Origin of the sequence: Alcanivorax sp. DP30 (genome assembly GCF_009882945.1) — a bacterium.
Lineage (GTDB): Bacteria > Pseudomonadota > Gammaproteobacteria > Pseudomonadales > Alcanivoracaceae > Alcanivorax.
In genome coordinates, this window is the sequence record NZ_WTUY01000002.1 from 156,520 (window position 1) to 171,831 (window position 15,312).

Below are 15,312 nucleotides of genomic sequence, written 5' to 3' on the forward strand. Positions count from 1 at the left end.
GCGGGCTGGAGGGGTTGGGTCTTCGAAACTCGCTTCTCGCAACTCTTTTTACAACCGCCCACTTCGTTTGAGCATCAGATACAGATGATTCAATTGCGCGGGCATGTTCTGAGGCGTTGTCGCGGTGACCAGGGCGCCGGCATGACGCAGCCGAGTGTGTAGCTGCTGCCGTTCCTGTTGTTCCTGGGCATCCGCGCAGACCTGCAGGGCATCATCAAAATCCTGGACTGCACTGCGCGCCAGCTGTTCCTGTTCCGGCAACAGCATGTCTGCCACCAGAACCAGATGGTGCTTGCGCAGCAGGGTCACAGCACTCATCAGATCGTCCCGGTCTTCCTGTTGCAGACGAGTGACCAGTACTACCAATGCGCGGCGGCGACTTTGTTTGAGAAGCTGCCTGGCGGCCAATGAGAAATCACTGGCGTGTTGGCTGGGGTGCAAGTCATACAACCCGTTCAGCAAGTGATTGATGCCGTGCTGACCCTGCACGGGCGGCAGCCAGCGAGGTTGGTCACCGGAAAACAGCATGGCGCCAGCCTTGTCCTTCTGCTTGAGTGCGCTCCAGGCGAGCAGCAGCGCGGCATTGAGCGCGTGATCAAAGCCAGTGAGATTGCCCACTGGCATGGCAAGGCGGCGTCCGCCATCCAGCATCAACAGGATTTGCTGGTTCTGTTCGTCCTGATATTCCCGGCTGATCAGCGTGCGCCGCCGGGCAGTGGCTTTCCAGTCGATCTGCCGCAGACTGTCACCGGCGTGATACTCGCGTAACTGGTGAAATTCCATGCCTTCACCACGGCGCGGTTGCAGCCGGGTTCCACTGAACAGGTAGGTGTGGCTGGCATCCAGGCTGGATGCATGGAGCCGGGAAAAGTCCGGGTAAACCGGTACGCTGCACTCCGCCGGCACGATTTTGCGCGCCTGCCACAAGCCAAGTCGACCGGGTACCCAGAATTCCAGATCTCCGAAAGCGGTGGGGCCGCGGCGACTGGGACGGTATTGATAGGTCAGCTCAGTCAGTTCATCGGCGCTGGGATTGAGCTGGCAGGGTAGCCCGGTTTGTGGATCATCGCCGGGGTGGCGATCGGCCAGCAGAGTGCCCTTGGCCAAGCTGTCCGAACGCACCCGGATACGCACCGGGTGAGGTTGCTGGACCGACAGGGCGCTGGGCAATATGCGTTGGGCGGCCGGGGCCGGTTGGCGGGTCAGCTGCCAGGCATCCAGCAGGCACACGATCAGCAATACGCCGCCCAGCGCCCACCACAGCGCTGCCAGACCGGCGGAATCCAGCCAGATCAGCGGAATGGCCAGGGCGACCCAGAGGGCGACCAGTTGTAATAGTCGGCGAGCCGGTTTCATTGGCGTGGCGCTTCCACCTGCTCCAGCAGACGGCCGAGAACGGTTTCCGGGGTCTGGCCTTCAATTTCCGCATCGGCACTGAGCTGAATGCGGTGGCGCAGCACCGGGCGGGCGACCTGCTGGATATCATCAGGCGTGACGAAGTCGCGGCCTTCCACCAGCGCCTGCACACGCCCGGCCCGCGCAAGGGCAATACTGGCGCGGGGGCTGGCGCCATGGCTGAGTCCACTGAAATCCCGGGTCGTGCGTACAATCCGCAGGGCATAGTCGAGCACTTCACCATCAATCAGCACGCTGTCACTGAGCGTGCGGATGGCCATCAAACCGGCACCATCGGTGGCTGGGGTCAGGCTTTCCACGTCCAGGCTGGCGCGGATGGTGCCATCCAGCACCATGTTCACCAGCCGTGTCTCGTCACCGTGATCGGGATAATCAATCATCACCTTGAACAGGAAACGATCCAGTTCCGCTTCCGGTAGCGGATAGGTCCCTTCCTGGTCCAGGGGGTTTTGGGTAGCCAGTACCATATAGGGTTCTTTCAGGCTGAACGCTTTGCCTTCAATAGTGATCTGTCGTTCCTGCATCACTTCCAGCAAAGCGGCCTGGGTTTTGGCGGGGGCGCGGTTGATTTCATCGGCCAGCAGCAGCTGAGTGAAGGCTGGCCCACGGCGAATGCGAAATTGCTCGGTTTTCTGGTCGTACATGGCATGACCGGTGACATCCGTGGGCATCAGATCCGGGGTGAACTGGATACGGTTGAAGTCCAGTTCCAGCACCTTGCCGAGGCTGCGAACCAGGAGCGTCTTGCCGAGGCCGGGGACGCCCTCGATGAGCACATGGCCGCCGGCGATCAGGGCAATCAGCACTTCGCGGACGACCTGTTGTTGGCCGATCAACACCTGATTGAGGCGCTGTTCGATCTCGCTGGCCAGGGCTGCGGCTTCCTGCAGGGTGGTGGGTTGGCTCATGTGTTGCTCCTTAACGCTTGCAGAAGCCGGACCTGCGCAATCAGCTGGTCTCGGCTTTGCGGGGTGTCATTGAGGGCGCTGTGCAGTTCGCCACTGGGACAGTTCAGGTCCCGGGCTGCCAGAGTCAGCGCCTTTTCGTCGTTGTTGTGATAGCCACGCAGGCGGGCACTGGCCTGCTGGCGCAGCGCTGCCAGCAGAGTGTCCTGCTGTTCGGTGCGCCACTGGAAGTAGCCACTGGCATGCAGATGCTGCAGATAGTCTCGGTGCTCATCGTCTTGCGGTGGCTGCATTGGCCCCTGCCGGGGGATACGCAGCCAGAGCCAGAGTGCCAGCAAGACCAGAAGTGCCAGGATCAGTTGTGGGGCCCGTTGCCACAGCCATTGCAGCAATGGAGGCATGGCTACGGAACGAATAAACCAGACCGCATCCTGGCCGGTGAGCCAGGCCAGCAACCAGGCATGATCAAAATAGAGCAGGTGGTCGTTGTCCCACAGACTCAGGTCGGTCAGTACCGTGATCTGGCCATCGCCGAGGGAAAGCTGAATCAGCTGGCTACCGAACTCGTTGTCCGCATAGGCAATGACTTCGGTATCCCATTCGCGATGCGGGGCGATATCGTCTTCTTCATTCCAGCTGTCGTGCCACAGCACATGGTCGCTGAAGAGCTGGATATGACGGGGAAAGGCATCCTCGTCAGTATGCAGCGCCAGCGGCTCTGGTTGTTCCGGGGCATCACACAACAGGGATTCGCAACTGGTGCGCAACTCGTCGTTATCGCTGGTCATGCAGTATTGCAATGGGTCGCCAGCAAAGGCCGGCATCATCGCCAGAAATGCAATCAGTGGGTCTTCTTTCAGTTCCTGAAACTCGTCGTCACCGGTAATTTCCCACACTGTAATGCCCAGCGGATAAAGTAGCGGATCGTTGTCGCGCCATTGTGTATCCGTGGCGGTGTCTTCATCGCGGGATTGCGGCAACGGGCGGGCCGCGACAATCAGGTCGCCGCCCGCCATGACCCAGTTGATCAGGCTGTGAACCTGGTCGTCGGTCATCAGGCCGCGCTGCTTGTCGAAGATCAGGGTGGTGTCGGTATCCGGCAGCGGAAACAGGGCGGCGGCACTGAGAATGCGCCGTGTGGATTGTTCCCGCTGGCCGAGCCAGGCCTGGGCAGCATGGAACGGGTCCCGTTGTACGCTGCTATCGGGGGCAACCCGGTGCACGGTGGTCACGGGCTCGGTGAGGGCGTAATAGGCGACCGTCAGACCAAGCACCAGCAAGGCAATGAGGCCAGGAAGCCACTTTCGCAGTTTAGCCATTTGGCACCTCCACGAACCTGACGGCCTGCCACTGGGCCAACAGCTCACGAACTTCGTCGGCGCTCACCGGGCGATGGGCCCAGGCGGTGCGTACCCAGGCGTTGACGACCGGTTGCAGTACCTCTATGCCCGGGGCCTTGCCGTGCTGGCGTTGCAAAGTACGCAGACAATGCTGCTCGGTGCTGCCGGCGGCGAGAGCGACAGGGTATTCGCGCAGCAGGGTTGCCAGGCTGACACGCAGCAGTAATGACATGGCCGTGCGGATGTCAGTGTCGTGCAAGGCGTTTTCCACAGCGGCGTTGATGTCGTCGGGCAAACTCTGCTGACGAATATCGAGGCCGGCCACATGGGTTGGAATCACGTGGTTCTGTTTGCGGGTCCGCCCGGTAAAGCCCACCTGGGAGGCCACCTTCATCAGTAACCACAACACAATGCCGGCGAATAGAGCCCAGAAAACGGCCCAGATAAGGTTGTCCGGGATGGAGAAGGGTTTGCTGTTGGTGCTGGTGTTGTCATTGGCCCGATCAAAGAACGCCTTCCAGAATGCCTCCCACCAGCTGGCTTCTTCACCCTCGTCGTTATCCTGGTCTTTCCATTCCCGCTGGGTACGGGTTTCAAAGGGCATGTAGTCCTCGCCGGCCAACAGCTCGATGATTTGCTGCTGCTCGGCATGCATGTCCTCCACGCGGTGATCCACGGCCGTTGCCGGTTCACTGAACGGCAGGGCGAGCATGCCAATGAGCAGTGCTGCGGCGATGCCGTTGGGCTTGCGGCGTTTACCAATGCGGGTGAGGCCCAGCTGCAGATCCCAGCCTTCCAGCCAGGTGCGCTTGTTCAAATAAAGGGCAAAGCCGCAGGCCACATAGAGAGGCTCGGTAATGCACAGCACCAGATACAGGCAGCTGCTGGCAATGGCGGTTTGCAACACGCTTTGTTCAAAAAACCAGTCGCTCAGCTCCAGATTGAATTGCCAGGGCACCAGGGTATAAAACAGCGCCAGCAGCCCGTAGCCCATGAACTGCTCGATATGAAATAGCACCAGTGTCAGCATGCCTGCACGGTTGGAAGGGGCGCGATGCAGTACCTGATGTCGCTGGCTCACCTGGTCACCGCGGGCGCCTTCCAGTTGCCAGATTGCGGTATTGAAACTGCGCGAAGGACTGAGGCGCCGCCAGGTCAGTTGGGCAAACAGGCCAGGCAGCGCGTATTGCTTCCAGCGTTTGAATAAAGTTTTGAGTGTCAGTTCTTCGGCAAACAGCGCATGGCTGTACCAGGCCAGCAATGGACGTTCCCACATGGGCTTGAACCACCAGAACAGCACCAATGGCCACCAGGACTCCAGCATGCTGGCATAAGCCAGCAACAGCACGAAGGGCAGCAGGGTGAACGCCAGCCAGATACGCACCGTGGGCCAGGCCCAGCGGCGAAACATCTGCGTGCCCAGGTCCACGGCTTGCCAGGGGCTGCGTGGTGCCAGTCGGGCGCTAGCCTTTTCCAGTTCCATGGCGTCCCCCGAACAACAAATAGAGATAAAGCAGGCCCCAACAAGCGGCGCCCACGCTGTATTTCACCACCGGCTCAAAATCCCGGGGTGACCAGAACGCCTCTATGAAAGCGGCCAGCAGCAGCAAGGCAAACACCCCATACATGGTTGGCAGGCTGTCTTTCGCAGCCAGTCGCAACGCATTGAGACGGGTATAGGGGCCGGGCGCAATAATCGCCCAGCCCAGACGCAGGCCGGCACCACCGGCAAGGACAATGGCGGTCAGTTCGGGAGCCCCGTGGGCGATCACGAAGGTGAAGAAGGGTTGGTCTCCGCCCACATTGATCAAGTGCGCGGCAATGGCACCGAAGAAACTGCCGTTGAACAGCATCACGATAATGGCACCCACACCTAACAGCAGGCCGCCGGCGAAGGTGCGAAAGGCAATGCCGATATTGTTCTTGATGTAGTAGCCGAACATCATCACGTCATCGTCGCCACCACGGCCTTCATGGATATCGCCGCTGCCGTCCTCACCAGGCTGGTACATCATTTCGATATCGGTGAGAGAGTTTTCGTCCAGTACGGTGTAGACCATATCCGGTTGTTGCTGCACCAGTATCCACACCAGGGCAATGGACAGCACAAAACTGAGCGCACTGACCATGTGCCAGCGCCACTGGCGACGCACTGCCTGGGGAAATCCCCTTGCCAGGAAATCCCCTATGCGGTCCGCCAAAGGCGGGTTGTAGCGGTACAGCTGCCGGTGGGCGCGCAATACCAGGTTATTGAGATACTGTTGCAACTCCAGGCTGTAGCCGCGCTCACGGGCCAGGGCCAGCTGATGGCAGAGCTGGCGGTAATCAGTGACGAACTGATTCAGCGGCAGAGCCTTGCGCCGGTTCACACGTATGGCTTCCAGCTGTTTGAGCTGATCTTCCAGGGATTCCCATACCGGGCGGTAGCGGTGCTCGAACTGGATCTGCTTCACCGTGCGCCCTCCATCAGGTAGCGAGTCACGGCCTTGAGTCGTTGCAGTGCCAGGGAGGGAGACAGTTCCGGGTAGGCCAACTGTGCCAGTTCCTGCTGCCGGGGTTCGGAGAATTGAGCCTGACGTTCCTGGAAGGCGAGCAGGGCAAGCTGGTCATCGCGGTTGAGTGGCCAGTCCGGAGCAGTGGCAGTACTTTCATCCGGTTTTACAGCCGTCGGCGCATTTTCCACATGAATTACTACGGAGTTGGCGGCCATGTCCCCCAGTCGCTGGAACCGTGGGCTGACCAGGGTGCTGATGAAGCCCAGCAGGTAAAACAGTGGAAAGGCATCTGCGGTGCGCAACAGGTTGCGAATCAGGCTGCCATTGAAGCTGAGAGGTGTGCCGTTGCTGTGTACCACGGCAATGCCCATGAATTTCTTGCCCGGAGTCTGGCCGTTACGCAGGGCTTCGAAAAGTGTGGGGTAGAACCATTCCAGCAGGAACAGGGAAATCAGGATCATACCGGTGCCCACATTGCCGAACGCCCCAACCAAAAAGGCGATAATGGCAAAGATAATCAGGCGAATGAGCAGATCAATGCCATAGGCCATGGCACGTGGGATCGGGCCGGCCAAGGACAGCGTCAGCAATGTCCCTTCCGGTGTCTCGATCTCCAGGCGCTCATCAATCAGCATGCTGGCCCTGACGAATCTGCATGGCAGCCAGTACGAACACCACGACGGTCAGTGTGGTCTTTGCGACAGCAAGGGTGAAGACCGGCGCAGGGTCGAGGAGTTGCACGGCGTAGCCACAGAAGTAGAACAACAGCATGAAACACAACCAGGTGCACTGCCGTTTGTTGCCATCCACAACCGCCGGCAGCATGGCCAGCAAGGGCACATATAACACCAGGGCAATGATTACGGTGGAAACAACATGGGCGTCGGATGGCGCCAGGGTGAACAGGCCGCTAATGCCTACCAGTAACAGCAGCGCGTAGCTAATCCGTAAAAGAACAAGAATCATCAGGATGCCTTGAGTTGTCTGGCCAACTGGCCCAGGCGTTTGCCCAGGGCTCTGGCCAGAGAGATTTCGTGGTCGGTGAGGTTGGCGTCACCGCGAGACCCGGAGACATGGGTCGGCCCATAGGGAGTGCCACCACTTTGGGTATCGATCAATGCCGGCTCGGAATAGGGCACGCCGGTGATGACCATGCCGTGATGCAGCAGCGGTGTCATCATGGAAAGCAAGGTGCTTTCCTGGCCACCGTGCAAACTGCTGCTGGCGGAGAATACCCCGGCGGGTTTGCCGATCAAGGTACCTTGCATCCACAGTTCGCTGGTCTGGTCGATGAAATATTTCATGGGCGCGGCCATGTTGCCAAAGCGGGTGGGGGAGCCAAGGGCCAGCCCGGCGCACTGGCGCAGATCATCCAGCGTGGCATAAGGGGCGCCACTTTCCGGAACCGGTTTTCCTGTGGATTCATGATCCGCTGAAACCGGGGGAACGGTTCGCAGTCTGGCTTCCATTCCGGTGCTTTCCACGCCCCGTGCCACCTGAGTGGCAAGATTGGCGACACTGCCATTACGGCTGTAGAACAGCACCAGGACATATTCCGTCATGTGTTGTTGGCCTTTGTGTTTCTCATGGGCGCGCGATGGGTAGCCCGTTCGCACGTTTAGCTGCATGCCTGGCGTCAGTTGCCCGGACAAATGCGCGTTTCTGCTTCCGGTCTCTGGCCTCCGGCGTTACTTTCCAAGCAGTGACAGCACGTTTTCCGGTGGGCGGCCCAGTACGGCCTTTTGGCCGCGGACGACGATGGGCCGTTCAATCAGTTTCGGGTACGCCACCATGGCGGCGATCACATCCTTGTCGCTGCTGTCGGGGGTCAGGCCTGCAGTGCTGTAATCGGCTTCCTTGTTGCGCACCAGATCATGGGCTTTTTCCAGCCCAAGCTGGTTGATCAGGGTTTGCAGGGTTGCCGCATCCGGGGTGTCATCCAGATACTTTACAATGGTAGGCGCGACGCCGTTTTCTTCCAGCAGGACCAGGGTCTGGCGAGACTTGGAACAGCGCGGATTGTGGTAAATAGTGTAGTCCGTCATGGCTTTGCATATTCTGTGAGTTCGCCGACATTGTAAGCTGCCGGCACACGGTGGCAAGGAGAGGATGCCTTTTCTATGAAGGAACCCATGAATATGGAGGATGCCCTGATCCCGGTGCGCCCGCGCTATGATTCCGTGCGCGCCTTTCTGGGCTTGTTGGTTCGACAGTTCAATGAAGATGGTTGCCGGCAAAGTGCTGCCGCGCTGACCTATACCACCCTGTTTGCCATTGTGCCGGTGATGACGGTGAGTTTTGCCGTTTTGGCATCAGTGCCAACGCTCAAGGACAAGGGGGTGCAGTTCCAGCAATGGGCGTTTGATTATTTTGTGCCTTCAGCGGGCAACATGTTGCTTGAGCATCTGCAGTCGTTTGCCAAACAAGCAAGCAATCTTACCGGGTTGGGCATTGTGTTTCTGGTGATCACCTCGGTGCTGATGCTGCGTACCATTGAGCAAACACTGAACCGAATGTGGAAAGTGCCGACTGCCCGCAAGGGGCTAACCAGCCTGTTGATGTATTGGGCGGTGTTGTCACTGGGGCCAATTTTCCTTGGCGCTGGGTTGGCGATCAGTTCGTACCTCACTTCCATGAGCGTATTCAATGAAACGGTGAGCTTTCTGGGCGGCGCGAGAATGTGGCTGACGGTGCTGCCGTTCGTGTTTACTACCCTGATGCTGACGTTGCTCTATACCGTGGTGCCCAATACCAGTGTACCGTTCAGACAGGGGCTGCTGGGCGCGGCGTGCGCGGCCCTGTTGTTCGAGCTTGCCAAAGGAGGCTTTACCTTCTTTATCAAACAGGCTCCAAGTTATCAGGTAGTTTACGGGGCCTTCGCGGCCGTGCCGGTATTTCTGTTATGGCTCTATGTTTCCTGGACCATTGTGCTGGGAGGGGCCGAACTGGTGCGGGCACTGGTGGTATTCCAGGAGCATCGCCGCAAGGTGCCGCGTATGCATGCGTTGCTACGGTTGTTGCATGTGTTCTGGGAGCGGCAACAGCACGGCAAGACACTGCGCAGCCGGGAAGTGCGCAAGGTGATGCGAGAGTCGGGGATTGCCCAGTGGGATGAGTTCCGCAATCTGCTGCTGGATGCCCGCCTGATTCAGCGTACCGATGAAGGTGGTTATATCCTGTCTCGTGATTTACGCAATCTGACCCTGGCACAGTTGCTGGCGGCGCTGCCCTGGCCCTTGCATACCCAGCTACGTATCCGTTCCCAACAGGACATGCTGCCCTGGGAAGATCGCCTGAAAGATCATATGGATGAAGCCCGTGGCGAGCTGATGCAAACCCTGAAAGTGCCCCTGGACGAATTGTTCCGCGGCCAGGTTGATGCGCAGCCGGAGGAGGAAACAGATGCTGACTAGGCATGTACTGGTAACAGGAATGGTCCAGGGGGTAGGCTATCGCGCCTGGACTCGCCAGGCCGCCCTGCAGCGCAATCTGGTCGGGTGGGTTCGCAATCTTGCCGATGGACGGGTGGAGGCGGTCCTGCAAGGAGAGGACGATGACGTGCTCGATATGCTGGATGCCATGCGTCAGGGACCAGCCATGGCTCGGGTCGAGGATCTGCAAAGCCGTGCCGAAGAAGCACTGGTCAACAATCATTTTGAGGTAACGGGATGAAACAGGTAGAGCTGGTAAACGGAGATCTGCGCTTTCCGGCCCTGATGGCGGGGGAAGGGGAGCCGGTGATTCTGTTGCATGGCTTTCCAGATACCTATGAAAATTGGGCAGTGCAGATCAATGCGCTGGCCAAGGCGGGGTTTACGGCCATTGCCCCTGCGCTGCGCGGCTATGCGCCCGGCTGTCAGCCTGGCAATGGCGACTATTCCCTCTATGCCGCCGTGGACGATCTGATGGTCTTCGCCGCCCAGCTGGGAGGGCGGGTACACCTGATTGGTCATGATTGGGGCGCTGTGGTGGGCTATCTGGCCTGTGCCCAGTCCCCGGACACTTTCTGTTCCTTTAGCGCCCTGGCTATCCCACCGGTGCGTCGCATTCCCCAGGCGCTGCTGAAAGTGCCAGAACAGGTATTGCTCAGCGGCTACATGCAGTTCTTCCAGCTGCCCCTGGCGCCGGAAGCCTGGCTCAACAAAGGGGATCTGAGCGGCGTAGAGACCCTGTGGCATCGTTGGTCGCCCAACTGGGATCCGGGCATGTACCTGGACAACGCCAAGTACACCCTGGCCGAACCGGGGGTGATCCCGGCAGCGCTGGCCTGGTACCGCTCCCTGTTCAAGGTGTGGAAGAAAGAGCACCGCAAGGCCCGTGCCTGGCTCGGCCGGGATCTTCATACCCCCACCCAGATTCTGATCGGCGAAAACGATGGCTGCATGAGTCCCAAATTGTTGGAGCACACGCTGGTGGAAAGCGACTTCAAGGCGGGCATGGAACTGCAAACCATCGCTGACGCAGGGCATTTCCTGCATTTGGAGAAGCCGGAAGCGGTCAATGCGCATCTGATCCGGCACCTAAAAGCCACCGAATGCGAAAGCACGCCCTGATTACCGCTCTCCCTGTGGGAGCGTGCCTGCACGCGAATGCTATGGTCGGACGTCTGAGGTCGGACGTCTGACGCTAACCCCGCCCGGATCCTGAGTTTTTGGGCTTGGGTCTTGCGCGTCCGACATCTGACGTCCGACCATCAAGCCAATACATCCATGACAGCCCGCCACCTCAATCCCCATGACCAAACCGCTGGTAGCGCCGATCAGCCCGGCAGATGCAAGTTTGCCGGGCGCTACGCTATACTAGCGCCCCCAAATTCAGTCCCAGCAGGAGTTCCCCATGACGGTGATTCGCCAGGATGACCTGATTCAGAGCGTGGCAGATGCCTTGCAGTACATTTCCTACTATCACCCCGTGGATTTCATCCGTGCGGTGAAAGAAGCCTACGAGAAGGAAGAGAGCAAGGCTGCCAAGGACGCCATGGCGCAGATCCTGGTCAACTCCCGCATGGCCGCCATGGGGCACCGTCCGATCTGTCAGGACACCGGCATCGTTACTGTGTTCGCCAAGGTGGGCATGAATGTCACCTTTGAAGGCGACATGAGTCTGGACGACATGATCAACGAAGGTGTGCGTCGCGCCTACAACCATCCGGACAATGTCCTGCGTGCCTCGGTGCTGGCGGACCCGGACGGCAAGCGTGCCAACACCAAGGACAACACCCCGGCGGTGATCAACTACTCCATCGTCCCCGGCGATACACTGGAAATCGACGTGGCGGCCAAAGGCGGCGGTTCCGAAGCCAAGTCCAAGTTCGCCATGCTCAACCCGTCTGATTCCGTGGTGGACTGGGTGCTGGAACAGATTCCGAAAATGGGTGCCGGCTGGTGTCCGCCGGGCATGCTGGGTATTGGCATCGGCGGTACCGCCGAAAAAGCCATGCTGATCGCCAAAGAAGCCCTCATGGACCCCATCGACATCCACGAGCTGCAGGCCCGTGGTGCCCAGACCCGTTCTGAAGAACTGCGCCTGGAACTGTTCGAAAAAGTGAACGCACTGGGTGTGGGCGCACAAGGCCTGGGCGGCCTGACCACCGTGCTGGACGTGAAAGTGGTGGATTACCCCACCCACGCCGCCAACAAGCCGGTAGCACTGATCCCCAACTGTGCCGCCACCCGTCACGCGCACTTTATCCTCGATGGAACCGGCCCTGCGGATCTGAAAGCTCCGGACCTGGAAGAATGGCCGGACATTGCCTGGGGCAACGACGAAGGCGCCAAGCGCGTGAACCTGGACACCGTGACCCCGGAAGAAGTGCAGACCTGGCAGCCCGGTGACACCCTGCTGCTGTCCGGCAAACTCCTCACCGGCCGTGATGCGGCCCACAAGCGCATGGTGGACATGATCTCCAAAGGCGAGAAACTGCCCGTGGACTTCACCAACCGCTTTATCTACTACGTGGGCCCGGTGGACCCGGTGGGCGACGAAGTGGTTGGCCCGGCAGGCCCCACCACCGCCACCCGCATGGACAAGTTCACCCGCACCATGCTGGAAGAAACCGGCCTGATCGGCATGGTCGGCAAAGCTGAGCGTGGCGATGCGGCCATCGAAGCCATCAAAGACAACAAAGCCGTGTACCTCATGGCCGTGGGCGGCGCCGCCTACCTCGTCTCCAAAGCCATCCGCAAATCTCGCGTAGCGGCGTTTGAAGATCTGGGTATGGAAGCGATCTACGAATTCGAAGTGGAAGACATGCCCGTCACCGTGGCCGTGGATTCCACCGGTGAATCCGTCCACAAGACCGGCCCTGTCATCTGGAAACAGAAGATCGCCGAAAAGAGCGCGTAGTACGCACTACAACAGCTCACAAAAAAGCCGCGCACCTTGCGCGGCTTTTTTGTGTCTGCCTTTCAGCTCGCTGAACGAATGCAGCCCAACATAAGCCCGCTGCATCCCCCTGTAGGAGCCTGCCTGCAGGCGATCCGAGCCCCAGCGAGGTACGATTTCATCCCCCAACTCGCATTCAAAACTTGCCCCTTTTCACTCGCACGCAACTTGAATTTGTAGGATAAGACTTACATGAATTTGTAAGTGGTTGAGATAAAGTGGTTTTTCAGAAAAGCGGATGTAAGAAAAGTACGAGTAAAAATTCCCGTTCAACACGCAAGTGCAAGAAAAGTCTGTTGAGAGTGATTTCTGGTTGAGGGGTAAGTCACTGATCGGTAGGAGATTTGATGTGATTCTTGTGGGCGGGAAGATCGGGGATATACAGCAAAGTGTTATATCGCATCTGCAATTGAATACGCGGTTATGCGTAATGAACCTGGTGGAGGCGATGGCGAATAATTGGAATATCCCTGCTGATTTGGAGCGGGAAGTCAGGAAAAGAGACCGAGCCTGTGTCTACTGTGGAAATGAGTTTCTGTCACACAAAGAGTCGGCAAAGGCATCAGCGAGTTGGGAGCACATCATCAATGATGCTTCGATAATCACTCGTGAGAATATCTGTCTTTGCTGTCGTGGCTGCAATGCGAGCAAAGGACAAAAGAAGCTCTCTGATTGGCTGCTTACTAATTATTGCAAGGAGCGTGGTATTGCTGCTGATACGGTTGCTCCAATCATTAAGCAGGCAATCGAAAATGGGCAGTAGTGTCATGCATAACAAGGCGCTGCTGCCGACAAGCGGCAGAGCGCAGCGTTAAGTTTTATCCGAAATCGGGGAAACAGTCGATACATGGAAATTACAATATGGGGAGTTTTGACGGGGGCAATACTGCCTTTGTTTGGATATCTGGCGTTTCATTATTTAGCTAGCTCAAGAGAAAAGAGTTCTCGACTCGCCAAGGCATGCCAAGACTTTCGGGTGGCGGTTATCGAGGCTACGTCGAAGATTCCTAAATCAAATAAGCACTGGGATAACGATGTCCTAAATGAGATTCCAGATGCTATTCGGAAGATTGAGACGGCAGTGGCAATATTCAAATATTTCCTACGCGGCTGTAAATCTAAAGACTTAGAGAATGAATTTACTTCACTTAGGGCGCTGGCTGAAAAAGATATACCCCAAGCACTAACAACAGAGAATGTAATGTATGGAGGGGGGCAGCATACGCCGGAGCAGGCGCGCAGCTTATTCTGGGAAAAAATTGAAGAATTAAAGCGGTATGCTAAAAAAACTTAACAAGTGCGTCTTGGGCGGCCACTTTGTGGCCTGGGACCTTCACTCCGGCGCTTCGCACCTGCGGAATCGGGGTCAGGTTTTGCCCCGTGATCTCTCTAAAAAACAGTAGCGTCACTCCTGATAGATTTCAGACAGGCCTCCACACACCCTTATTTCCCTTTACGCAAAAAACCCGGTAGAACAGGTAAACTTAACCCCAGGATCCCCACGATGTCTGCTACCCCTCAACCACTTTGGCTTAGAGCCCTGTTCCTCCTCGGTGTGAGCCTGCTGTTTACCCATGAACTGGATGCCATGACCCATAGCGAGTGGCGGGTGTTGCCGCTGACCAGCTGGTTGGAGCCGGAGACGGGGCGGGTGGTGTTTGTTGTCTTGCATGTGCCGCTATTCGCGTTGGTGTTGGGCTGGTTGACCAGTCAGTTGCCTGCGCGAGTCCTTAAGGCACAGTTCTGGGTCTCTGTGTTTCTGGTGGTCCATGCCGGGTTACATGTGGCGTTTAGTGGCCAGCCGCATTACACCTTTGCGGGGATGCTTTCCAATACGTTGATCTTTGGCGCGGCGGTGTGTGGGGCGGGGTATCTGGTGGGGAATTATGTGGTGCGACGTGATTGAATGTGATCGTGAATTGAACGTCTTGATCGCGGTGGAACCACCGCTCCTACAGGGGCGGTGTGTTTGTTGGACGGTTGTGATGAAGAGAAGATGATGACGGATATTACTTTCACCGCAGACCAGAAAGCTCGCATGGTCAGCAAGATCAAGGCCTACTTTGAAGACGAGTTGCAGAAGGATATCGGCGGCTTTGAGGCGGAGTTTTTGATCGATTTCTTTGCCGGGGAGATCGGCCCGTATTTCTACAATCGTGGTCTTCAGGATGCTCGGCAGGTGCTGACCGAGAGGATGGACGAAGTAGGGTATCTGTTGCAGGAGTTGGAAAAGCCGGAAGGATAGGGTTTAGTTGTTGTGACAACTTTGGGTTGTGTTCTGGTTATCAATGAAAAGGAAAATAAAGAATGGAAAGCCGTGATTACCTGGAAATGACATTTCGCTCAATCAATTGCTTCTCTGACGATGGCAAGCTGGATGTGAATGAGCTGGACTCGCTGGTGGAGATTGCCATGCGGGATGGGGCGATTGATGACAACGAGAAGCGGGTGCTGCGCAATATTATCGACCGGTTGACCGATGCGGAGTTGACCGACGACATGCAGGCTCGGGTGCAGGGCTTGCAGGAGCAGCACGGGATTTGATCCTGATTGACCGTTACGCAAAAAGCCGCTCTTGTGAGCGGCTTTTTTTTGGGTGGTGTTTGCTGACACAGCCTGAGGAGAGAGTGAGCGTCTACAGGCAAGCACCGTGAAGAGGTCCGGGGAGCCCGGCCCCGTCCCTGGGGCGCGGAGATCAATCAGCAGGCTTTCCTGGGGTCACAGTAATGAAGGCCTGTGGGCTACCCGGACGACCAATATACTGATCATATG

18 protein-coding genes are annotated in these 15,312 nt (G+C 57.8%); 9 read left to right on the plus strand and 9 right to left on the minus strand.

The genetic code is table 11. The features are described 5' to 3' along the window. Nucleotides 1–48 precede the first annotated feature (48 nt). The 9 genes from GQF00_RS01285 to arsC form a co-directional block, all read right to left on the minus strand. The gene (locus GQF00_RS01285) at nt 49–1,356 is read right to left on the minus strand and encodes a DUF58 domain-containing protein (protein ID WP_161317285.1); all 1,308 of its coding nucleotides are present in this window, start codon (nt 1,354–1,356) and stop codon (nt 49–51) included. Continuing rightward, on the minus strand, nt 1,353–2,324 hold the full coding sequence (locus GQF00_RS01290; protein ID WP_161317288.1) for a MoxR family ATPase: 972 nt from the start codon (nt 2,322–2,324) through the stop codon (nt 1,353–1,355). The genes GQF00_RS01285 and GQF00_RS01290 overlap by 4 nt, the downstream gene beginning before the upstream one ends. Then, nucleotides 2,321–3,640, minus strand: coding sequence for a DUF4350 domain-containing protein (locus GQF00_RS01295; protein ID WP_161317290.1), 1,320 nt, complete (start codon nt 3,638–3,640; stop codon nt 2,321–2,323). The genes GQF00_RS01290 and GQF00_RS01295 overlap by 4 nt, the downstream gene beginning before the upstream one ends. Continuing rightward, the gene (locus GQF00_RS01300) at nt 3,633–5,144 is read right to left on the minus strand and encodes a DUF4129 domain-containing protein (protein ID WP_161317292.1); all 1,512 of its coding nucleotides are present in this window, start codon (nt 5,142–5,144) and stop codon (nt 3,633–3,635) included. The genes GQF00_RS01295 and GQF00_RS01300 overlap by 8 nt, the downstream gene beginning before the upstream one ends. Continuing rightward, nucleotides 5,125–6,114, minus strand: coding sequence for a stage II sporulation protein M (locus GQF00_RS01305; protein WP_161317294.1), 990 nt, complete (start codon nt 6,112–6,114; stop codon nt 5,125–5,127). The genes GQF00_RS01300 and GQF00_RS01305 overlap by 20 nt, the downstream gene beginning before the upstream one ends. Then, nucleotides 6,111–6,791 carry an RDD family protein gene (locus GQF00_RS01310; RefSeq protein ID WP_161317296.1) on the minus strand — a complete coding sequence of 227 codons (681 nt, stop codon included), beginning with the start codon at nt 6,789–6,791 and terminating at the stop codon, nt 6,111–6,113. Before GQF00_RS01310 ends, GQF00_RS01305 begins: the two co-directional genes overlap by 4 nt. Continuing rightward, nucleotides 6,781–7,122 carry a DUF2069 domain-containing protein gene (locus tag GQF00_RS01315; RefSeq protein WP_161317298.1) on the minus strand — a complete coding sequence of 114 codons (342 nt, stop codon included), beginning with the start codon at nt 7,120–7,122 and terminating at the stop codon, nt 6,781–6,783. Before GQF00_RS01315 ends, GQF00_RS01310 begins: the two co-directional genes overlap by 11 nt. Next, nucleotides 7,122–7,718, minus strand: a complete 597-nt coding sequence (wrbA, locus tag GQF00_RS01320) for an NAD(P)H:quinone oxidoreductase (protein ID WP_161317300.1) — start codon at nt 7,716–7,718, stop codon at nt 7,122–7,124. The genes GQF00_RS01315 and wrbA overlap by 1 nt, the downstream gene beginning before the upstream one ends. A gap of 126 nt (nt 7,719–7,844) precedes the next feature. Beyond that, nucleotides 7,845–8,201: an arsenate reductase (glutaredoxin) gene (gene arsC, locus GQF00_RS01325; protein ID WP_161317302.1), complete on the minus strand. Its 357-nt coding sequence runs from the start codon at nt 8,199–8,201 to the stop codon at nt 7,845–7,847. A gap of 75 nt (nt 8,202–8,276) precedes the next feature. Here arsC and GQF00_RS01330 point away from each other — a divergent pair, with 75 nt between their 5' ends. From GQF00_RS01330 to GQF00_RS01370, 9 genes are all read left to right on the plus strand, one after another. Further along, nucleotides 8,277–9,569, plus strand: a complete 1,293-nt coding sequence (locus GQF00_RS01330) for a YihY family inner membrane protein (protein ID WP_237440344.1) — start codon at nt 8,277–8,279, stop codon at nt 9,567–9,569. After that, complete coding sequence (locus tag GQF00_RS01335) at nt 9,559–9,828, plus strand: acylphosphatase (RefSeq protein WP_161317304.1); 270 nt, start codon at nt 9,559–9,561, stop codon at nt 9,826–9,828. The genes GQF00_RS01330 and GQF00_RS01335 overlap by 11 nt, the downstream gene beginning before the upstream one ends. After that, the gene (locus GQF00_RS01340; protein WP_161317305.1) at nt 9,825–10,709 is read left to right on the plus strand and encodes an alpha/beta fold hydrolase; all 885 of its coding nucleotides are present in this window, start codon (nt 9,825–9,827) and stop codon (nt 10,707–10,709) included. Before GQF00_RS01335 ends, GQF00_RS01340 begins: the two co-directional genes overlap by 4 nt. Before the next feature lie 283 nt (nt 10,710–10,992). After that, on the plus strand, nt 10,993–12,501 hold the full coding sequence (locus GQF00_RS01345) for a fumarate hydratase (RefSeq protein WP_161317308.1): 1,509 nt from the start codon (nt 10,993–10,995) through the stop codon (nt 12,499–12,501). 388 nt (nt 12,502–12,889) lie between these two features. After that, entirely contained in the window at nt 12,890–13,303 is a 414-nt protein-coding gene (locus GQF00_RS01350; RefSeq protein WP_202560315.1) for an HNH endonuclease, read from the plus strand. 84 nt (nt 13,304–13,387) lie between these two features. Then, nucleotides 13,388–13,834, plus strand: a complete 447-nt coding sequence (locus tag GQF00_RS01355) for a hypothetical protein (protein WP_161317309.1) — start codon at nt 13,388–13,390, stop codon at nt 13,832–13,834. Between the two features lie 210 nt (nt 13,835–14,044). Continuing rightward, a complete protein-coding gene (locus GQF00_RS01360) occupies nt 14,045–14,446 on the plus strand; it encodes a DUF6713 family protein (protein WP_161317312.1) in 402 nt (133 codons plus the stop codon). A 93-nt stretch (nt 14,447–14,539) separates the two neighbouring features. Beyond that, the gene (locus tag GQF00_RS01365; RefSeq protein ID WP_161317314.1) at nt 14,540–14,785 is read left to right on the plus strand and encodes a DUF2164 domain-containing protein; all 246 of its coding nucleotides are present in this window, start codon (nt 14,540–14,542) and stop codon (nt 14,783–14,785) included. Nucleotides 14,786–14,847: 62 nt separating this feature from the next. Continuing rightward, a complete protein-coding gene (locus GQF00_RS01370) occupies nt 14,848–15,084 on the plus strand; it encodes a hypothetical protein (RefSeq protein WP_161317316.1) in 237 nt (78 codons plus the stop codon). Nucleotides 15,085–15,312 lie beyond the last annotated feature (228 nt).